This is a genomic window from Carnobacterium sp. AT7, assembly GCF_000171855.1.
In the GTDB taxonomy this organism is placed as follows: domain Bacteria; phylum Bacillota; class Bacilli; order Lactobacillales; family Carnobacteriaceae; genus Carnobacterium_B; species Carnobacterium_B jeotgali.
Genome location: NZ_ABHH01000015.1, coordinates 40,051 through 61,381 on the forward strand (window position 1 = coordinate 40,051; position 21,331 = coordinate 61,381).

Here is a 21,331-nt window from a genome sequence, read left to right on the forward strand (position 1 = left end):
ATCAAACAAACGTTCGGAGGAATAAAGATGAAAAAAAATACTTTAGAAGAGCAAGTTCATCCATTTACCTTTCTTCAAAAAAAGTTTTTCTTATTTAATACAACTAATGAACTAGCTCTTTTACCCCAAATGCCCGAAGAGCAACTTACTTATTTCTTAAATCAAGCCTTTACTAAAAAAAGAAAAATTATTTTACAATTAAATCAATTAAATTATGATTCTGATTTTACTGAGGTTACAGGTTATATCCGATCTACGTCTTCTAAAAGACCTCAAATCATTTTAGAAAACCCACTAAATCGTATGACTTATCTGGTTCTTCCTAGTGATATAAGACATATTCGTTTACCTTAATTTTCCCACCTTCTCATACCTAAATCCATTGGTCAATAAAAAAACTCTCCTTTGCAGTGAAAGGAGAGTTTTCAAGTATTTTATTTTTTATCGCACGGTCGCCTAGTTATTTAATAGCATTAAGAAAATATTTTTTTATTTTTTGTTGGATCCAATTTTTTCTCAATCCATCCTAAGAATAGATCACTAATCACTGCCATAAGTGCCGTTGGGATAGCACCTGCAAGAATAATAGCCCCACCACCGGTCACATTGACTCCTCTAGTAATGATATCACCTAAACCACCAGCTCCAATAAAAGTTCCAATTGCTGTTACTCCAATACCCACTACCATAGCATTACGAATTCCGGCCATAATAATAGATAAAGCTAGCGGAAGTTCCACTATATAGGTTAATTGCCATCTTGTCATACCCATTCCTTTACCAGAATCTAAAATATTTTTATCTACGCTTTGAACTCCTGCGTAGGTATTTTTTATGATTGGCAATAATGAGTATAAAAATACTGTTGTAACAACGGTATTCACACCTAACCCTAAACCTAACATTAGAATAGATAGCATGGCCAGTGAAGGAATCGTTTGGATAACATTAGCCGCTCCAATGACCCAATCTGCTAGTTTGCCATGACGAGAAATCCAAAAACCAAGAGGGATTCCAATAATTCCAGCAAAAAGCACACCATAAATTGATATCAAGAAGTGACGAATAAATTGGGTCCAGATGTATAACCCATTTTCAGAAAAATAAAAAATTAACTGTTCCCACATATTCATTTGTGTCATATCCATTATTGGGTGCCTCCTTCTTCATTTACATTTACAGCTTCAAAATAGTTGTTTTCTTTCAAAAAATCATCGGCTACAACTTTTGGCTCAATTAAATTGTTATCTGAAATGAAGTTTAATTCTTGCATTTTTTCATCTGTAATAGAATTTTGTAATTTCAATAATACTTCATTTAACTCAGGGTATGCTTCTAAAACTTCAAAAGTCGCAACTGGGCTGGCATCATAAGGAGGAAATAATTGCTTATCATCTTCCAATACTACTAAGTCATAGCTTTTAATACGTCCATCCGTTGAATAACCTAAAACGACATCCATTTCATTTGCTTGCAATGCATTATAAACCAAACCAATCTGCATAGGATACACACGATTGAAATCAAATTTATACGTTTCTAAAAACGCATCATAACCGTCTCCCTCGCGTTCCATCCAAGAGGTATCTACTCCTGCATCTAGTTCTCCAGCGATCTTTTCTAAATCACTTATAGTGACTAAATCATACTCATCTGCAAGTTGTTTTGTCACCATAAAAGCATACGTATTTGCAAAACCATATGTTGGGAACCATTTTTGGTCAAATCTATCAGCAAATCCATCAATAACTAAGTCTAATGCTTTTTCAGGATCAGTTATAGGCGCTTGTCCTAATTCACCTGTTAAAGAAGTTCCAGTATATTTTATAGCAGCTACATTTGCATCCCCGCCAATTAATGCTTGATGATTTAGAGAGGATGAACCTAAATTATTTACGATTTGAGCATCAATATCAATGTAATGTTCAACCATTCCTTCAACAATGTAGCCTACAATTTGTTGTTCGGTAGTAGAACCACCAGTAATCGTAATACCTTCTTCGTTAAATCCGCCACCTAAACCAGGTAACGAACAACTGCTTAATAGTAGTACTGCCAAAAAAAGGGCAGCAATTTTTTGAATTTTATTCATAGTTGAAGCCCTCCTATTCATTTTCTTGCACGGTTCTAGGTGTTACTTTTTTTTCTAGTTTTCCTAGTCCAAAATCTGCCAATAATGCAAGAAGAGTCACAGGAATGGTTCCACCAATAATCAAACTAGGTATAAAAAGATTCAAACCATTGAAGATAAAATCACCTAACCCACCAGCACCAATATAAGAGGCTAAAGCAGCCCATGATATTACATAAACACCGGATAATCGTATCCCTGCCATAATAACGGGTGCCGCTTGAGGCAATTCAACATTACGAATCATTTGAAAATTTGTCATACCCATTCCTTTGCCTGCGTCTCGTAAATTAATATCCACTCCATTCATCCCTATGTAAGTATTTCTCAGTATAGGCAATAATGAATAAATAAATAATGCAACGATTGCAGGAACTTTACCAACCCCAAAAAGAGGAATCATTAAAGCTAACAGTGCTAGTGAAGGAACCGTTTGTAAAATCGTTGCTAAACCAATAATGAATTTAGCACTTTTTTCAAACCTTGTTAATAAAACTCCTAAAGGGACCGCTACTATTACACCTAGCGCCAATGCAAATGCAGAAATATAAAGATGTTCCCATGTTTTCAGGAGTAAATCAGAGCCATTTGTTGCAAAAAATTCAGCCATTATTTTTCCCTCCTCTATTCTTTGATTTCTTCAGGAATGGTCGTTTCAAAAACACCAGCTTTTGCCAGTTCTTCTTCTTCCTCACCCCAGATTGTATCGTAAACAACATCTACTAATGATGTACGAGTAACCAAACCAATTAAGCGATCTTTATTATCCACAACTGGAATGTTCTTAAAACCACGTTTTAGAATTCTTTGAACTGTGTCTCTCAAAAGAGTTCCTTCTCGAACAAAGTAAACTTTATCTATCATAATGTCACCTACGCTTGTAGCACGTTTACGGTTACGGTCAATTCTTTCAATATCAACATAGCCTTTTAAAACACCAGCATCATCCGTGACAAATAGCGAATCCACTCGTTTATCTCTCATGATACGGATAGCTTCTGAAAGTGATTTTCCAGGAGTCACAGAAATCGGATTTTTTATCATCACTTGATCAACCGTTTGGATATTTGGTCTCGCTTGAATTAAACGGTCTTCTCCAATAAAATCTTCAACAAATTGATTGGCTGGTTCAGCCAAAATATTATCTGGAGTATCAAATTGCACGACTTCTCCATTTTGCATAATAACGATACGATCAGCTAATTTTAGAGCTTCATCCATATCATGTGTTACAAAAATAAAGGTTTTCCCCATCTCTTCTTGCAACTCTTTTACTAGTTCTTGCAAAGCATCTCTAGTGATTGGATCTAGCGCACCAAATGGTTCATCCATCAAAATAATATCTTGATTAGCCGCTAAAGCACGAATGACACCAATTCTTTGTTGTTGTCCTCCAGATAGTTCAGCTGGATAGCGCGTCAAAAAATCTTTTGGCAAATCTACCTTTGCAAGCAAACGTTCCGCAGATTCACGTTGTTTATCTTCAGGCCACTTTAGCAGCTTAGGAACCATAACAATATTGTCATAGATTGTCATATGAGGCATTAATCCAATTTGTTGAATAACATAGCCTATTTCTCGTCTTAATTGAACAGGGTCTCTTTTCATGATGTCTTCCCCGTTAATCAAAATCTGACCTGACGTCGGTTCAATCATTCGGTTGATCATACGCATTGAAGTTGTTTTTCCACTTCCACTTGTCCCAATAAATACAATGAACTCGCCATCATTAAATGTGAGATTAACATTGTCAACGGCTTTTTTACCACCTTTATATACTTTGGAAACATTTTTAAATTCTATCAAACCATTCACCTCATTATATAGTTTCTTTTTTTGACCATAAGTAATTTTATTATCTCAAACATCCAACAGCTATACAAACATGACGATTTCCAGATTAGAATCCCCTCATAAAAAAAGTGAGACTCGAGCAAATTATAGCTGCTCTAGTCTCACTTAATTTAAATTTTTTTAATAAAAATGCCACTTTTCACTTTATTCATTTTTATTAAAATTTTACAATATAGGCGAAAATAATCGTGAAAATGTTTGTTTGAATTTTAACCATTTAGACTGATTATCTAATATTTCTTGCGTTAATTGATAACTTTTCTTCATATCTTCATAGAAAAATTGTTGTTGTTGTTGCGCAATTTTTTGATCATAGATAAATGTATTTACTTCAAAATTCAGTTTAAAACTTCTAATATCAAAATTAGCGGTACCTATTGAACAAATAGTTCCATCGACAACAACCGTTTTAGCGTGTAAAAAACCATTATCGTAAATATAAACTTCTGCACCAACAGCTACCATAGCTGCTGCGTAGTACATAGTTGCACGGTAGATAAACGGATGATCGGGTTTATTCGGTATCATGATTTTAACATCTATACCTGACATTACAGCAATCTGGATTGATTCCAAAACAGAATCATCTGGAACAAAATAAGGTGTTTGAATAAAAACAGATTCTTTTGCCATACTAATCATCTTGATATACCCTTTTTTTATTTGTTCAAGATCTGAGTCAGGTCCGCTTGATACAATTTGAATATTAGAATGTCCTGCTTTATCAATCAATGGAAAATAATTTTCTTCATATTCTAATTTGTGTTTAGGAACTGCTGCATTCCAATCCATCAAAAAGCGACTTTGCAAAGCGAGAACTGCATTTCCTTGAATTTTTAAATGAGTATCTCTCCAATAGCCAAATTTCTTGTATTCTCCGAGGTATTCGTCTCCTACATTAAACCCACCAGTATAGCCAATTTTCCCATCAATAATTACAATTTTACGGTGATTACGATAGTTAAAACGTAAATTAATAATAGGAAATTTTGATCCAAAGAAAGGTTCTGCTTTCCCACCTAATTTTTCCAACTTTTTGAAAAAATTAGGTTTTAATGACCTGGAACCTAGCGCATCATATATCACTAATACATCAACCCCAGCAGCTGCCCGTTCTTCTAATGCGTTAAGCACTCGTTTGCCTATTTTATCATTATGGATAATATAATAAATCATATGGATATGGTGTTCCGCTTTAGAAATGTCTTGTATTAAAGAATCGAATTTTTTTTCACCATCCGTAAATAACTCAACCTTATTCCCTTTTGTTAAAATAGATTCATCACTTTCTAAAAATAAACTAGCCATTTCTTTTGAATTTTCTGTAGCTTGTTTATCTGATAATAACCCTTCATCATCAGCCAACATTTCTTTTTGGGCTTGAACGAGCTCTGGCATTCCGATATTCTCTTGAGACTTAATGTCGAATATTTTTTCGCGATTCATTTTTTTTCCAATAAATAAATAAAAAATAAAGCCTATTCCTGGTAAAAGAATTAATACAAGCAACCACGCCCAAGTAGCTGCAATATCGCGTTTTTCACGAAATACGGTAATAATGGAAAGAAGGGTATTTAAAAAATAAACTCCCAAAAGTATGTAAATAAGTATGTTCATCGATTTATTCCTCTCCAACTTTGTTATGGTCTAATCTTACTATGCTATTTTTTTTTTAGCTACTAGAAACTAACCGTTTATTAGAAATAATTTGTCAAAAAAAAGAGATTAGACGATCATCTAATCTCTTTTCGTTCATTTTAGTCAGTTCCGTATTAGCCTTTTTTGGTAACTATTACTCATCAACAAAAGCTATAACTACGCCTAGTACTATTTTTTATAATTTGTTGTAAACAATGTCGGAGTCGTTTTGGCTATGACACATAGCACTATACATGTAACAATTCCCGTTGCTAATGCACTTCCACCATTCGCAATAAAAGAATACCATACCGGGTTCATACCTTCTGGTGCGTAGCTCCCCCAAAAGTAGTAACCTGCAATAAAATGCCAGAAAAACCGAGCAATTGTCCCAACTATTGTTCCTATTATGATGTATTGATACTGCTTCACTCTATTGTTCTCTTTAAAAGCTGCCTGCAAGGGTTGCATAACAATACCCGCAAAACCAACAAATGCAAATGCAACAAAATATTCTATAAAACCTTGCAAAGGGTGTAAGATGCTCGCAATTCCCAGTAAAAAATGCAATACTCCCCATAAAAAACCCGCTGCTGTCGCTGCTAAAATGCCCTGTCTAAAAGCGAATAGCGTTAGTGGAATCATACCTAAAGAGATCGTAAAAGCTGTTCCAATATTTGTTGGAATCAAAGACAATACAATAGCTAAAGCGGCAAAAAGTGTCCCTTCTAGCCAAACGCGTAATCGATTATTATTCAAAAAAAGCTCCTCCTTCAATGTGTTGAACAGTGCCACACATCAAAGGAGGAGCTCGAATTATCATTTTAAAGAATAATAGTTCGTCCCCGTCACAATCCCTACGCTCGTACTAACGAACAGGTTCCAAGGGTTAGAATCATTGGATTCAATCTCAGCTTTTAACAGCACCCCTTTGTGATGGTTGTTCATTCAATTTTTCTTACATATCTTATAATACGGTGATTACAAAAGATTGTCAATCCTCTCACTACTATTTTCTCATTCTTTTCTTTAATCATTTAGCTAGTTAATGATTTAGAATAGATAAATTTATACCCATCTAACTCTTTCACTTTATTTGTAGTATCTTTAAAGCCTGATTTTAAATACATCATTTGTCCACTAATATTATCATAATCAATCAATAAAATGATTTCATTAATAGAAGGAAAATGTTCTTTTATAAATTCAGGCAATTTTTCCATTGCTAGTTTCCCATAGCCTTGTTGCTGATAACGCTTATCAACTGAATGGGCTTTCAATAATATTGCTTGAGGATTTGACGTATATCGTAGAATAGATTCTCCAGTTTGAAGGATAAAAAAACCAACCATTTTATCTTCGTATAACATTAAAATTGGGTGTTTTTCATATTCATGCAAACTTTCAGTCATCCCGTCCATGGGCGCAACTGTATATGAATTTTCTTCTATGCCATAATTCTCTATTCTATAAATATCGCCTACAGTTGCTTCAACCAATATCAGTTCTTCTGCTCCATCCATAAATTTACCTCCTATAACGCATGATTTCAAATCAGATTAATCTTTTCATCCAACTCTTATCTTTCCCCATCCCATTCAGCGTAAAATTCAGTTAAGTAATTTTCCATATAAGCGTGTCTTTTTTCCGCTAATTGTTTTCCAATAGTTGTATTCATACCCTCTTTTAATTTTAACAATTTTTCATAGAAATGCATAATCGCAGTATCTTCCCCTGAACGATATTCTTCTATTGTAAGATTTTCCCGCGCTACTTTAGCTGGATCATGGATCAGACGATTTTTTGAACCCGAGTAAGCCATTGTTCGTGCAATTCCAATCGCACCAATTGCATCTAAGCGATCTGCATCCTGAACAATTTTGCCTTCTATAGAAGACAATACTACTTTATTGGTTCCACCTTTGTAAGACATATGAAGAATAATTTTCAAAATCTCTTCCTTTTCTTTTCCAGTCAATGAATAGCGTGAAAGCCAATTTCTAACTTTTTTTTCGCCTTCAGCTTCTGTTTTATTTAGTTTGCCATCCGCTACGTCATGCAACAAAGCCGCCATTTCACAAACAAAAAGATCAATCGTTCCTTGCTCCTTTTCTGCGATATTTTTGGCTAAATTTCTAACACGCTGGATATGCCACCAATCGTGACCACTAGGATCATCTTTTAATAATTGATAAACATATTCTTCTGTCTCTTTTATGATTATTTTCTGCATTTTTGTTAACATCGAACATTCACCTCTTTTTACCCATTAGACTACTTAAATAAGTCTAACAATCAGACTAAAAAACCACAAGTTTTATGTCTAAATTATGCCTGTTTTTTTTTTGGAGAATTTCACTATAAAAGAAGAAAAACAACCTCAAAAAAAGTTTTTTCTTTTTTTTCGTCCCTCCTCTAAGGTCTGTTATTAAGGCAAAACAAAGGTGTTAAAGCTTATTTTTGAAAATGGTTTGGTTTTTCATTTTTATCTATTCATGTTACACTAATTATTGCGTGTCATTTGGAACTATTTTTTTTGTGAATAGTTGTCGTTTTTTTCAGGGGAAAAAATTTGAAATAAACCGCCTCACAGGATGGTTTGCTAGTCAATTTATGTTTGGATTCTCTCTTAATCATTTTTGATTTACTAGTTGACACTCATAAATAAAAAGAAAAGAAAAGGAGCTGTTATTTTGTCAAAGATAACTATTGAACATGTAACAAAGGTTTTTGGTAAAAAGACAACACAAGCCTTAGAATTGTTAGAACAAAAAAAATCTAAGCAAGAAATCCTCAAAGAAACAGGGGTCACAGTTGGTGTTAATGATGTTAGTTTTACCGTTGAAGAGGGTGAAATTTTCGTTATCATGGGCTTATCCGGTAGTGGAAAATCAACACTTGTTCGTATGTTTAATCGCCTAATTGACCCAACTAAAGGAAATATTTTTATCGATGGCGAAAATTTATCAACGATGGATAAAAAAGCTTTACGTCAAGTCAGAAGAGAGAAATTAAGTATGGTTTTCCAAAACTTTGGTCTCTTTCCTCATCGAACTATTTTAGAAAACACCGAATACGGATTAGAAATTCAAGGCATGGATAAAGCTGAAAGACAAAAAAAGGCTCAAAAAGCTTTAGATAATGCTGGTTTAGGCGACTACAAAGATCAATACCCTAATCAACTATCTGGCGGAATGCAGCAAAGAGTTGGATTAGCACGTGCTCTAGCTAATGACCCTGAAATTTTATTAATGGATGAAGCTTTCTCTGCATTAGATCCTTTAATTCGTCGTGAAATGCAAGATGAACTAATAGAACTTCAATCCAATGTTAAAAAAACGATCATTTTTATTACACATGATTTAAATGAAGCTTTAAGAATCGGTGACAAAATTGCCTTAATGAAAGATGGCTCAATTGTACAAATCGGCTCACCTGAAGAAATACTCACTCATCCTGCAAATGATTATGTTGAAAAATTTGTTGAAGATGTTGATCGTTCTAAGGTGTTAACAGCCGAGAATATCATGCAACGTCCTGAAACATTAAACATTAAAAATCACGGACCTCGCTTTGCCTTAGAGCAAATGCGTAATGAAGGAATATCTAGTATGTTGGTCGTAGATGGCCAACGCAATCTTTTAGGTTACATCACTGCTGAAGATGCTTCGGATGCTCGCAAGAAAAATATTCAATCAATTGAAAGCATCGTTAAAAGTGATATTCCAACTGTTACTAGAACGACTTCGATGAATGACATTTTTTCAGTTATCCATGACTCAACTACTCCAGTAGCAGTTGTCGATGAAGGGAAATTAGTTGGTATTATTGTAAGAGGTGCTGTAATAGCTGCTCTTGCAGGAGAAAGTGAGGTTCTTGAAAATGTCTAGTTTATTAGATGCAATTCCAAAATTACCTGTAGCAGATGGGGTTGAAAACTTTACAAGTTGGTTAACAGATACATTTGCCTTTTTGTTTGATCCCATTCAAAAATATTCTGAAATAGCTATGGAATTTGTAACAGAAACTTTATTACTGGTTCCACCCCTATTGTTTATTTTGATTGTTGCTGTAATTGCCTTTATTGCTTCAAGAAAGAAATTCGGGCTAGCAGCATTTTCAATCGTAGGTCTTTGGTTTATTTATAACCAAGGTCTTTGGTCAGATTTAATGAACACGTTGACCTTAGTCTTAGTTGCCAGTTTATTGTCAGTTATCATCGGAGTTCCGTTTGGAATCTTGATGGCTAAAAATAAAGTAGCAAATACGATTATTGCTCCTGTTCTTGATTTCATGCAAACAATGCCTGCGTTTGTTTATCTCATTCCAGCCGTTGCTTTCTTTGGGATTGGTATGGTTCCTGGGGTATTCGCTTCTCTAATATTTGCTATTCCACCAACTGTTCGTTTTACTAACCTTGGAATCAGACAAGTTTCGGATGAATTAGTTGAAGCTGCTGAATCTTTTGGGAGCACTGGTGCTCAAAAATTATTTAAAGTCGAATTGCCTTTAGCAAAATCAACTATTATGGCTGGAATCAACCAGACTGTTATGTTAGCTTTATCAATGGTCGTTATCGCTTCAATGATTGGCGCTCCTGGTCTTGGTAGAGAAGTCTTATCTTCCTTACAACGTGCTCAAGTCGGAACAGGATTTGTATCTGGTTTAGGTTTAGTTGTTCTAGCTATCATCATTGACCGTTTGACACAAAAACTAAATAAAAAGTAATATGTTTTAGACTACTAAAGTTCGTTTATTTAAAGACTTAATTACAAAGGAGAGATTTACCCGTTATGAAAAAATTTAACTGGAAACATTTAGGTCTTACAGCAGGCTTAGGATTATCATTAGTTGCAGCAGGTTGCTCAACAGAAAAAACATCAACAGAGGATCAAGCTTCTTCTGTTGGACAAGGAAAAGAAATTGAACTAGCATATGTAGAATGGGATACTGAAGTCGCTTCTACTAATGTTATCGGTAAAGTTCTAGAAGACTTAGGTTATGACGTAAAGTTAACACCTTTAGATAACGCTGTAATGTGGCAAGCTGTAGCTAGCGGTGACGCTGATGCTATGGTAGCTGCATGGTTACCCGCAACACACGGTTCTCAGTTTGAAGAATACGGCAATCAAATGGTTAACTTAGGACCTAACTTAGAAGGTGCTTTAGTTGGTTTAGTTGTTCCTGAGTACATGGATGTTAATTCTATTGATGACCTTACTGATGAAGCTAAAATGACGATTACAGGTATTGAACCAGGTGCTGGCGTTGTTGCAGCAACTGAAACAGCCTTAACGGATTACGATAACTTGAGTGAATGGAAACTTGAAACATCTTCATCTGGAGCAATGACAGTTGAATTAGGTCAAGCTATTAAAAACAAAGAAGAAATTGTTATTACTGGTTGGTCTCCACACTGGATGTTTGCCACTTATGACTTGAAGTATCTTGAAGATCCTGAAGGTTCATTTGGAGAATCAGAAACAATCAATACTATGGCTCGTGAAGGTCTTGAAGAAGATATGCCTGAAGCTAACCAAGTGTTAGACCAATTTAATTGGACTACTGAAGAAATGGAAAGCATCATGCTAGAGATTTCTGAAGGAGAAGATCCTGAAGTTGCAGCAGAAACGTGGATTGAAGAAAATCCTGAACGTGTTGCTGAATGGACTGAAGGCGTAGCAAAATAGTCTGTTAGTAAGAACAAAAAAGAGCATTCACATTTTGTGAGTGCTTTTTTTTGTCCGATGCCAAAGAAAAAGAACTCTTCTCGCCTTTAGAGGCAATAAGAGTTCTTTTTTCTACTTAAATTTTGCGGTTACGTGAACTTGTTTCCATAATAATTGGTAAGATTACTGGACGTCTACGCGTTTGTTCATAAAGATGTTTGTTTAAAGCATCTCTAATTTCTTGTTTAAGACGGCTCCATTCAAATTCTTTTCTGTTTAAATTTTCTTCTACTACTTCTCGAATAATTTCATTACTTTGATTGATTAAATCAGTGTTTTCTTTAACGTATACGAAACCTCTAGTCATAACTTCAGGACCTGAGATAATTTTGCTCTTTCTGCGGTTAATAGTAACTACTGCTACAAATATACCGTCTTCAGATAACAACTTACGATCACGTAAAACGATATTTCCAATATCACCGATTCCAATACCATCAACCATTGTATTGCCCACGGTCACTTGACCTGCTACGTGCATGCGGTCATTTTTGTATTCCATGATGTCACCTTTACCAGGTATAAAAATGTTTTTGTAAGACATTCCTACTTCGTGAGCAAGTTCTGCGTGAGCAGAAAGCTTACGATATTCGCCTTGTACGGGAATAAAATAAGTCGGCTTGATCAAGTTGATCATTAATTTTAAATCGTTAGGAGTAGCATGTCCAGAAGCTTTCAAATTATCTGAAATTTGCTTAACTGTTCCTCCAGCACGATAAATCATATTTTCTGTTTGAGCAACGGTTACTTCCATTGCCGTTGAAGGACTTGTTACGATGTAAACTAAATCGCCCTCTTTTATGTTTACTTGAGTGTGCTTCCCTTTTGCCATACGTGACAATGTTTTAATCGGTTCGCCTGTTGCTCCTGTTTCTAACACAACGATTTCTTGATCAGTGTATTTTTCAATATCTGTTATAGGAACAATTAAATCTTCATTTGGTAACTGCAATTTATTTAACTCTATTGCTATTTGAACGATTTCTTCAAGGTTGCTTCCAGTAATAAAAATTTTCTTATGTGATTTGTGAGCAGCATCTAGTACTTGTTGAATACGTAAGATATTGCTTGCAACACTTGCAACAATGATTCGGCCAGTAGCATTTTGGAATGTATCCAACACTTCTTCGGCTACTTTTAAATCACTTATGTTTTCTACTGGACTTTCAGCTTCACTTGAATCGCTTAACAACGCCAAAACTTTGCTTTTTCCAATATCAGCGATACGAGATAAATTACTTTGATACATTGGTTTCGCACTTTGATCAAATTTAAAATCACCAGTGTAAACAATGCTTCCTTCAGTTGTTTTAAGTGCTATTCCAACAGAATCAGGAATGGTATGAGTTGTTCTAAAGAAACTAGCAATCACATCTCCAAATTCAATTTCAGTGTTTTCATCAATAATATGGTAATCATCAAATGTACTTGTTTGACTATCTTTTTCAACAAATAATTTTGCTAAAGCTATTGTTAATTCAGTTCCAAATACCGGAACATCAAATTTTTGAAGAAAATAAGGCAATGCTCCAATCGCATCTTCGTGTCCGTGTGTTAGAAATACTCCAGTAACACGGTTTCTATTTTCTTCTAAATAACTAAAGTCAGGAATGACTACATCAATTCCTAGTAATTCTGTTTCAGGATACATTAATCCACAGTCTAAAACAAATATGTCTTCATCCACCTCAACCGCGTACATGTTTTTTCCATTTTCGCGTACACCGCCTAGTGGGATAATTTTGATTGTGCTCATTTCTTCACCTCTCTTGCTTTCAATTTTTTTAGTTTTATTTTGTCCAATTTAATTCTTTCAATATATGGGCTTCTTCTTCTTTTGTACATATCACTAATGGCAATCTTGTTCCGCCTACATGAATACCTAAATGATTCAATGCAAATTTCACAGGCGCCGGAGATGGCACAGTGAACAAACTAGTCATTTTTGGTACTAATTGACGATGCATCGATGCTGCTTCAGCTAGAGAACCTTCTTCTAAAAGATCATACATTTTAGCAATATCATTCCCTAATACATGACTGGCTACAGAAATAACACCAGTTGCACCGATACATTTGGCAGGGAAAGCATTTCCGTCTTCACCAGTATAGACTAAAAAGTCATCAGACGTTTTTTCAATTTCTTCACTCAAAGCATCTAGACCCAAACATTCTTTTACACCAATTATATTTTTTATAGCAGAAAGTTTAATTGTCGTCTTAGGATCAATAGAAACACTCGTACGTCCAGGTACATTATAAATGATAATTGGCAAGGTTGTACTAGCTGCTACAGCTTCAAAATGAGCATATAAACCCGCTTGATTAGGTTTACTATAGTAAGGAACGACTACTAATGCTGCATCAATACCCGAGATAGCTTCAACTTCTTTGGTAAAAGCAATCGTTTCAGCCGTGTTGAATGATCCCGTACCAGCAATGATTGGAACACGTCCTGCCGTTAACTCGACCGTTTTACGATATAAAGCAATTTTTTCTTCATGAGCTAATGTAGGAGATTCGCCGGTTGTTCCGCCCACTACTAATCCTTCAGTTCCATTTTCAAGTAAAAAATTGATTAGTTTTTCTAATTGTTCATAATCAACTAATCCTTGTTCATTAAATGGAGTTGTCATAGCTGTTATAATGCGAGCTTTTCTTAAATCCATCAAAATCACCCTTTATTTTAAATTTAGTTACTTACTTTGATTAACCCTAGCTTGTGTAGACTTTCAGCAATTTGAACTGAGTTCCAAGCTGCCCCTTTTAATAAGTTATCAGAAACAATCCACATGTGAAAACCTTTATCTTCATCTCTGTCTTTACGGATTCTTCCAACAAACGTTTCTTTCTTACCTGCTGCTGCCAATGCTGTTGGGTAAATTTGATTAGATGGATCATCTTGAAGGACTACACCAGGTGCATTTCTCAAAATATCTTGGAGAGCAGACACACTAGCTCCATCTTCTTTTACTTCAATATAAACAGATTCTGAGTGTCCTGAAACAACTGGAATACGAACACAAGTAGCAGAAACTTTTATTTTATCATCGCTCATAATTTTTTTGGTTTCATTGATCATTTTTAATTCTTCAAATGTGTAACCATCTTCCGTAAATAAATCAATTTGTGGCAAAGCATTAAAAGCGATTGGGAAATGTTTTTTATCTCCACCAGATGGCAAAATAGTTGCTTCATAAGGTTCCTCATTTAGCATCTTCTGTGCTTGATCTTTCATTTCTTTCACCGCAGAAATACCTGCTCCACTTACTGCTTGGTAAGTAGAAACAATAATACGATCTAAGCCATATTGCTTACGAATAGGTTCAAGTGCGACCATCATTTGGATAGTTGAACAGTTCGGATTAGCAATGATTCCATTGTGCGAACGAATAGCTTCTTCATTTACTTCTGGAACGACTAAGGGTACTTCTGGATCCATTCGATAAGCGCTCGTGTTGTCAATAACAACTGCCCCACGTTTTACAGCTTCCGGTGCAAATTGTTTTGAGATTGATCCGCCAGCACTAAACAAGGCAATATCAACATTTTCAAAAGATTCAGCTGTTGTTTCTTGAATTTCTGCTTCTTCACCTTTAAAAAATATCTTTTTTCCAGCAGAACGTTTAGATGCTAAAAGTTTCACACTTTTTATCGGAAATGTAGCTTGCTCCAACATTTGAATCATTTTTGTTCCCACAGCTCCAGTTGCTCCCACAACTGCAATAGTATATCCAGTCATATTTTTATCTCTCCTAATTACGAAATTAAATTTTCATATTATCTATTAACTACGTGTGCTCCCAATATACATTTTAGCACAATTCCAAAGAAATTTATATAAATGTAGGTTATTCGCCTTTTTTTGTTTCATTTATCTAACGAATTTAAAAAAATTGTGCTACACTTTTTGTATATCACTCTATTCAATTAAGATGAGAGGAGAACCTATGAAGCGCAAATACAAAGTTTTAATCATTTGTTTAGTACTGTTGGTGTTACTCTTTTTAGGTGGTCTGTTTCTGTTACACACTAGGACTTATCAACCTTTAAACGAAACGCTAAAAGAAACTGAATCTACCAGTCAATACACCGTTAAAGAAACAAACGATGCACTTATTTTTCTCCCCTTGAATAATAAAGGTCAACAGGATACATCTGTCATATTTTATCAAGGAGGATTAGTAGAAGAAAAAAGTTATAGCACAATTGCAGCTAAGCTAGCTACACAAGGTTACCCCGTTTACCTTGTTAAACATGCTTTAAACCTTGCCGTTACTGATAAAAACAAAGCGGAAGCTGTTATCGCTGATGAAAAAATTGGCGATTACGTTATTGGTGGCCATTCCTTAGGCGGTGTTATGGCTAGTCGTTTTGCACATGCAGCAACTACCAAACAATTAAAAGGCGTTTTCTTGTTAGCTAGTTATCCAGACGAAAATGGTCGTCTAGATAATTTACCATTGTCCGTTATTTCTATAATCGGCTCTAATGATGGTGTAGTTGATAAAGAAGCCTATCAAGATGGGAAAAAATACTTACCAGAATCCACTCTATTTTACACTATTGAAGGAGGCAATCATGCTGGATTTGGCGATTACGGAGACCAAGAAGGCGATAATCCTGGTAGTATTTCAGCTGAACAACAACAAGAAGAGACCGTTAACCAATTAGTAGAATGGTTAACATCGCTTGAAGAAAATTAAGTCCAAAAAAAAAGAACCCAATTAAAAAAATTGGGTTCTTTTTTTACTCATTTTTACTTTTCTTCAGTTTTCAATAATACTTTACGAGAAAGGTTAATTCTTCCTTGTTTATCGATTTCGATAACTTTAACGTCCATTACTTCTCCTAAAGCCAAAACATCTTCAACTTTAGCAACACGTTCGTTAGCTATTTCAGAAATATGAAGTAAACCATCTTTGCCTTTAGCAATTTCAACAAAAGCTCCAAATTTTTCAATTCGTTTTACTTTTCCAGAATAAACTTTACCGACTTCGATGTCTTTTGTTAACTCTTCGATAATTTCTTTAGCGCGTTTAATCATAGCAGCATCTTCAGAGGCAATACTAATTTTTCCTTCTTGATCGATATCAATTTTAACGCCGGTTTCATCAATAATCGCATTAATTTGGTCGCCACCACGGCCAATAACAACTTTGATTTTTTCCGGTTTAATTTGCATCATTTCAATTTTAGGAGCAAATGCACTTAACTCTTCATGCGGTTCAGCAATTGTAGAAGTCAATTCATTTAAAATTTCCATTCTTGCTTTCTTAGCTTGAATTAATGCTTCTTCTAAAATTTGTTCAGTGATACCTTCTATTTTAATATCCATTTGAAGAGCCGTAATTCCTTTGCTTGTACCGGCTACTTTAAAGTCCATATCGCCTAAGTGATCTTCCAACCCTTGGATATCTGTTAAGACAGTATAATTTTCGCCTTCTTTAACTAGACCCATAGCGATTCCAGCAACTGGAGCTTTGATTGGTACACCAGCATCCATTAAAGCTAATGTGCCCGCACAAATACTTGCTTGTGATGAAGAACCGTTTGATTCAAGAACTTCAGCAACTAAACGAATCATGTAAGGGAAATCTTCTTCACTTGGAATAACTTGTGACAACGCACGTTCTCCTAATGCTCCATGTCCAATTTCACGACGACCTGGTCCACGTGATGGTCCAGTACTTCCTACAGAGTATTGAGGGAAGTTATAGTGATGAATGAAACGTTTGCTGTTTTCAACACCAAGGCCATCAATAATTTGATGTTCGCCTAATGGAGCTAACGTAGCAACTGATAAAGCTTGTGTTTGCCCACGTGTGAACAAACCAGAACCATGTGCTCTTGGTAAAAGTCCAATTTCAGAAGCTAAAGAGCGAATTTCATCGATTTTACGGCCATCTGGTCTAATTTTGTCGACTGTAATTAAACGACGCACTTCATTTTTTTCCATATCTTCAACAATTTGTTTTACTTCTTTGTTGATTCGTTTAGCTTCAGCATGTTCTTGATAGTGCTCTTCATAAAAAGCCATTGCTTCTTCTTTAACAGCTTCAATATTTTCTTCACGAGCTAATTTTTCTTCTGTTTGAATAGCTGCAATCATTTTAGATTGGTAAGCATCATTTACTTCTTTTTCTAAATCTGCATCAATTTGCAACAATTGAATATTCATTTTTTCTTTTCCGACAGCAGCCACAATTTCTTCTTGGAAAGCGACTAGTTCTTGAATCGCTCTGTGTCCAAACATCAAAGCACCTAGCATATCTTCTTCTGAAACTTCCGCAGCTCCACTTTCAACCATGTTAATGGCATCTTTTGTTCCTGCAACAGTTAAATGGATATCTGATAATGCTTCTTGCTCTACTGTTGGGTTAATGATATATTCTCCATCAACGCGGCCAACATCAACACTAGCAATAGGTCCATTAAATGGAATATCAGAAATAGCTAGTGATAAAGAAGAACCGAACATTGCTGAAAATGCTGGAGAACAGTTTTGATCAACTGACATAACAGTGTTTGTGATTTGAACTTCATTACGAAATCCTTCTGCAAACATTGGACGAATTGGACGGTCAATTAAGCGAGCTGTTAAGGTCGCATATTCACTTGGGCGTGCTTCTCTTTTAATAAAGCCCCCTGGAATTTTACCGACTGAATACATTTTTTCATCATAATTTACAGTTAAAGGAAAGAAATCAACATCTTTCGCTTTTTTGCTAGCTACTGCTGCAGATAACACGACAGTATCATTATAGCGAATCAAAGTTGCTCCATTAGCTTGTTTCGCTAATTGTCCAACTTCGATTGTTAGTGTACGCCCTGCCCATTCTTTAGTAAAAATTTGTTTCTCTGTCATTGTGTGCATTTCTCCTTTTTATTGAAGCTCTTATTCGTCATTTCCAAACAGACTACTAAACAAATGTCAGTATTTAACGATAGGTTAAATCTTCACATTTGTATAGTAGGATGGACAACAAAATTAACAGCTTTTTTATTTACATACAAAATGAAGCGAGATTCGTTAGAATCTCGCTTCTAAATAGACTACGAAAAATTAACGACGTAGACCTAATCTTTGAATCAATTCACGGTAACGAGTAATATCTTTGTTGCGTAGGTACGCAAGCAAGTTACGACGGTGACCAATTTTTTTCATAAGTCCACGATAAGAATGGTGGTCTTTTTTGTGAACACGTGCGTGTTCATTTAAGTGATTAATCTCAGCTGTTAATACAGCAACTTGTACTTCGGGAGAACCTGTATCTCCTTCGTGGATTGCGTATTCAGTGATGATTTCATTTTTACGTTCTTTAGAAATTGACATTTCTAAGCACCTCTTTCCTGATTTTTTCCTCCTACTGAGTAGACGTTGGTGAGTCGTTTTACCAAGTAAAAGGTATGTGTTTAGTACACTCTTGAATTTTACTAGACTCAATAAGAAAATGCAAGTTTTTTTAATCAGAATTTTTGATTTGGAAATTTTTTCTTCTATTATTTAAGTGTTTTTTATTTTAATTTATATTGAGCTGTTATTTCTAACACCATATCTCTTAAATTAGCAGCCTTTTCAAAGTTTAATTCTTTTGCAGCTACTTTCATTTCTAGTTCTAAACCATCAATTAATTCTAAACGTTGTGCCCTAGTCATTTTAGCAATATTTTCTAGACCAGAGGCTCCCTCATCGTCACCTTTTACTACAGAAGTAATCGAAATTAAATCACGAATGTCTTTAATGATTGTCTTAGGAGTAATGCCATGTTTTTCGTTGTATTCTTCTTGCGTTTCACGACGTCTTCCGGTTTCCGATATAGCCGCTCGCATAGAATCTGTTATTCGATCTGCATACATAATTACTCTCCCATTTTCATTACGTGCAGCTCGCCCGATAGTCTGAACAAGGGAACGTTCACTTCTTAGGAAACCTTCTTTATCTGCATCTAAAATAATGACCAGCGATACTTCTGGCACATCGATTCCTTCACGCAATAAGTTGATTCCGATTAACACATCATATACACCTAAACGTAGGTCTCGAATAATCTCCGTTCGTTCAAGTGTTTTTATTTCACTATGCAGATAAGCAACTTTAATTCCCACTTCTTTCAAATAATCGGTTAGATCTTCTGACATTTTCTTAGTCAATGTCGTGATGAAGACACGCTCATTCTTTTCAGATCGTTCATTTATTTCACCAATCAAATCATCAATTTGTCCTTTAATTGGACGCACTTCTATAATTGGATCTAACAATCCTGTAGGACGAATAATCTGTTCAATCACTTCTGGAGCTCTTTCTAATTCGTACGGTCCTGGTGTAGCTGAAATATACATAATTTGATTGACGTGATTCTCAAATTCTTCCAAGCGAAGCGGTCGGTTATCCAAAGCACTAGGTAATCTAAAACCATAGTCGATTAATTGTTGTTTTCTAGCTCTATCGCCATTGTACATTCCTCTAATTTGAGACATGGTGATATGAGACTCATCGATTACAATTAAAAAATCATCTGGAAAGAAGTCAATCAATGTATAGGGTGCTTCACCAGGTTTCCGTCCATCCATGTGCCTAGAATAGTTTTCGATTCCAGAACAATAGCCCATTTCTAACAGCATTTCCAAATCATAGTTCGTTCGTTGTTCTAATCGTTGGGCTTCAATCAATTTATCTTCCGCACGCAATTCTTTTAATCGTTCTTCTAGCTCTTCTTGGATATTTTTAATAGCTGACCTAGTTTGTTCATCATTGGCAACAAAGTGAGTAGCCGGAAAGATAGGAACGTGTTGAACATCCGCTTTGACCTCACCTGTTAGCACATCTACTTCTCTGATACGATCAATCTCATCACCAAAGAACTCTACACGTATCGCCTCACTGTCACGAGAAGCTAAAAAGATTTCTACAACGTCTCCTCTAACACGAAAACGGCCACGTTGAAAATCAATATCATTGCGCTCAAATTGCATGTCTACTAAGCGTCGCAACATTTCATCTCGGTTCATTTCAGCCCCGACACGTAAAGAAAGCACATGATCCCGGTAATCTTCAGGATTGACTAATCCATAGATGCAAGAAACAGATGCCACTACAATAACATCTCTTCTTTCTAATAAAGCACTCGTTGCTGAATGACGCAATTTGTCTATTTCATCATTCACACTTGATTCTTTTTCAATAAACGTATCGCTTGAAGGAACATAAGCTTCTGGCTGATAATAGTCATAATAACTCACGAAATACTCTACCGCATTATCTGGGAAAAACTCTTTAAATTCTCCGTACAATTGCCCTGCTAATGTTTTATTATGAGCAATAACTAACGTCGGTTTATTTACTTCTTTAATAACATTTGAGACCGTAAAAGTTTTACCTGTTCCAGTGGCACCTAGTAAAGTTTGTTCTTTCGTTCCTGATTCGATACCGGCAATTAGTTTTTTGATTGCAGCCGGCTGATCACCACTTGGCTGGTATTTAGAAACCAGTTCAAATTGGTCTTTTGGCATTTTTACGTACCTCCTCGTGCTTCTATTAATTCTAAATGAATCTTATTCCATGTAAGACATACTATTTCAATTCTACTTTATTATTCTAGCACTGAACATGTGTTCTTACAACTAATTAGATAAGGTTGCCTAGATTATCGCTAATTTTATTTAAATTACTATAGAAAAAAAATGGAGATAGAGCTCTTTTATAGACTAAAAAAGCCGCAACACCTGACTAATCAGGCATTTGCGACTTTTCTAATGACTCTATATAACTATGACCTCTTATTTAGCTAATTTAGCAGTTAAACGAGATTTGTCACGGTTAGCTTTATTTTTATGAATCAATCCTTTAGATGCAGCCATGTCAATTGATTTGATTGCTTCTTTAAGTAATTGTTCAGAGTTTTCGTTACCTGCTTCAATAGCTTGAACGTATTTTTTAATAGCAGTACGCATTGAACTTTTTTGAACGTTGTTTTGT

At 35.3% G+C, this 21,331-nt stretch carries 18 protein-coding genes, 1 pseudogene and 1 riboswitch; of the genes and pseudogenes, 4 read left to right on the forward strand and 15 right to left on the reverse strand.

What is annotated here, in order from left to right; genetic code table 11:
• The first annotated feature begins 27 nt into the window (after positions 1-27).
• Entirely contained in the window at positions 28-354 is a 327-nt protein-coding gene (locus CAT7_RS07135; protein ID WP_007723810.1) for a hypothetical protein, read from the forward strand.
• Positions 355-473: 119 nt separating this feature from the next.
• Here the strand turns inward: CAT7_RS07135 and CAT7_RS07140 are convergent, their stop codons facing one another.
• The 8 genes from CAT7_RS07140 to CAT7_RS07175 all read right to left on the reverse strand — a co-directional run bounded on the left by CAT7_RS07140 (position 474) and on the right by CAT7_RS07175 (position 7,868).
• A complete protein-coding gene (locus tag CAT7_RS07140) occupies positions 474-1,142 on the reverse strand; it encodes an ABC transporter permease (RefSeq protein WP_035019502.1) in 669 nt (222 codons plus the stop codon).
• 5 nt (positions 1,143-1,147) lie between these two features.
• The gene (locus CAT7_RS07145) at positions 1,148-2,092 is read right to left on the reverse strand and encodes an osmoprotectant ABC transporter substrate-binding protein (RefSeq protein WP_007723817.1); all 945 of its coding nucleotides are present in this window, start codon (positions 2,090-2,092) and stop codon (positions 1,148-1,150) included.
• A gap of 13 nt (positions 2,093-2,105) precedes the next feature.
• Positions 2,106-2,741 (reverse strand): ABC transporter permease, encoded by a 636-nt coding sequence (locus CAT7_RS07150; protein WP_007723819.1) that lies wholly within the window; start codon positions 2,739-2,741, stop codon positions 2,106-2,108.
• Between the two features lie 14 nt (positions 2,742-2,755).
• Positions 2,756-3,937: a betaine/proline/choline family ABC transporter ATP-binding protein gene (locus CAT7_RS07155; RefSeq protein WP_007723822.1), complete on the reverse strand. Its 1,182-nt coding sequence runs from the start codon at positions 3,935-3,937 to the stop codon at positions 2,756-2,758.
• A 213-nt stretch (positions 3,938-4,150) separates the two neighbouring features.
• Positions 4,151-5,602, reverse strand: a complete 1,452-nt coding sequence (cls, locus tag CAT7_RS07160; RefSeq protein WP_007723825.1) for a cardiolipin synthase — start codon at positions 5,600-5,602, stop codon at positions 4,151-4,153.
• A gap of 210 nt (positions 5,603-5,812) precedes the next feature.
• Complete coding sequence (gene thiT / locus CAT7_RS07165) at positions 5,813-6,382, reverse strand: energy-coupled thiamine transporter ThiT (RefSeq protein ID WP_007723829.1); 570 nt, start codon at positions 6,380-6,382, stop codon at positions 5,813-5,815.
• A gap of 78 nt (positions 6,383-6,460) precedes the next feature.
• A riboswitch (TPP riboswitch) is annotated at positions 6,461-6,564 on the reverse strand.
• A 96-nt stretch (positions 6,565-6,660) separates the two neighbouring features.
• A complete protein-coding gene (locus CAT7_RS07170; RefSeq protein ID WP_007723830.1) occupies positions 6,661-7,146 on the reverse strand; it encodes a GNAT family N-acetyltransferase in 486 nt (161 codons plus the stop codon).
• A gap of 56 nt (positions 7,147-7,202) precedes the next feature.
• A complete protein-coding gene (locus CAT7_RS07175; RefSeq protein ID WP_007723831.1) occupies positions 7,203-7,868 on the reverse strand; it encodes an HD domain-containing protein in 666 nt (221 codons plus the stop codon).
• 448 nt (positions 7,869-8,316) lie between these two features.
• Between CAT7_RS07175 and CAT7_RS07180 the strand changes: the two genes are divergently transcribed.
• Both CAT7_RS07180 and CAT7_RS12555 read left to right on the forward strand, forming a co-directional pair.
• Positions 8,317-9,513 (forward strand): quaternary amine ABC transporter ATP-binding protein, encoded by a 1,197-nt coding sequence (locus CAT7_RS07180; protein ID WP_007723841.1) that lies wholly within the window; start codon positions 8,317-8,319, stop codon positions 9,511-9,513.
• Positions 9,506-11,313 (forward strand): annotated as a pseudogene (locus CAT7_RS12555) (ABC transporter permease/substrate binding protein). The gene CAT7_RS07180 and the pseudogene CAT7_RS12555 overlap by 8 nt, the downstream one beginning before the upstream one ends.
• 115 nt (positions 11,314-11,428) lie before the next feature.
• On the opposite strand, the gene CAT7_RS07195 reads toward CAT7_RS12555, so the two are convergent.
• From CAT7_RS07195 to CAT7_RS07205, 3 genes are read right to left on the reverse strand one after another with little or no spacing between them, the layout of a single operon-like run.
• Positions 11,429-13,108 (reverse strand): ribonuclease J, encoded by a 1,680-nt coding sequence (locus CAT7_RS07195; RefSeq protein ID WP_007723847.1) that lies wholly within the window; start codon positions 13,106-13,108, stop codon positions 11,429-11,431.
• 34 nt (positions 13,109-13,142) lie between these two features.
• Positions 13,143-14,021: a 4-hydroxy-tetrahydrodipicolinate synthase gene (gene dapA / locus CAT7_RS07200; RefSeq protein WP_007723851.1), complete on the reverse strand. Its 879-nt coding sequence runs from the start codon at positions 14,019-14,021 to the stop codon at positions 13,143-13,145.
• Positions 14,022-14,044: 23 nt separating this feature from the next.
• The gene (locus CAT7_RS07205; RefSeq protein ID WP_007723853.1) at positions 14,045-15,094 is read right to left on the reverse strand and encodes an aspartate-semialdehyde dehydrogenase; all 1,050 of its coding nucleotides are present in this window, start codon (positions 15,092-15,094) and stop codon (positions 14,045-14,047) included.
• A gap of 208 nt (positions 15,095-15,302) precedes the next feature.
• Between CAT7_RS07205 and CAT7_RS07210 the strand changes: the two genes are divergently transcribed.
• On the forward strand, positions 15,303-16,058 hold the full coding sequence (locus tag CAT7_RS07210; protein ID WP_007723856.1) for an alpha/beta hydrolase: 756 nt from the start codon (positions 15,303-15,305) through the stop codon (positions 16,056-16,058).
• A 53-nt stretch (positions 16,059-16,111) separates the two neighbouring features.
• Here CAT7_RS07210 and pnp read toward each other — a convergent pair whose 3' ends face one another.
• The 4 genes from pnp to rpsT form a co-directional block, all read right to left on the reverse strand.
• Positions 16,112-18,220, reverse strand: a complete 2,109-nt coding sequence (gene pnp / locus CAT7_RS07215; protein ID WP_007723859.1) for a polyribonucleotide nucleotidyltransferase — start codon at positions 18,218-18,220, stop codon at positions 16,112-16,114.
• Between the two features lie 198 nt (positions 18,221-18,418).
• Entirely contained in the window at positions 18,419-18,688 is a 270-nt protein-coding gene (gene rpsO / locus CAT7_RS07220; protein WP_007723862.1) for a 30S ribosomal protein S15, read from the reverse strand.
• 182 nt (positions 18,689-18,870) lie between these two features.
• Positions 18,871-20,865, reverse strand: a complete 1,995-nt coding sequence (gene uvrB / locus CAT7_RS07225) for an excinuclease ABC subunit UvrB (RefSeq protein WP_007723865.1) — start codon at positions 20,863-20,865, stop codon at positions 18,871-18,873.
• 267 nt (positions 20,866-21,132) lie between these two features.
• A partial coding sequence (gene rpsT / locus CAT7_RS07230; RefSeq protein ID WP_007723869.1) for a 30S ribosomal protein S20 occupies positions 21,133-21,331 on the reverse strand: 199 nt, incomplete at its 5' end.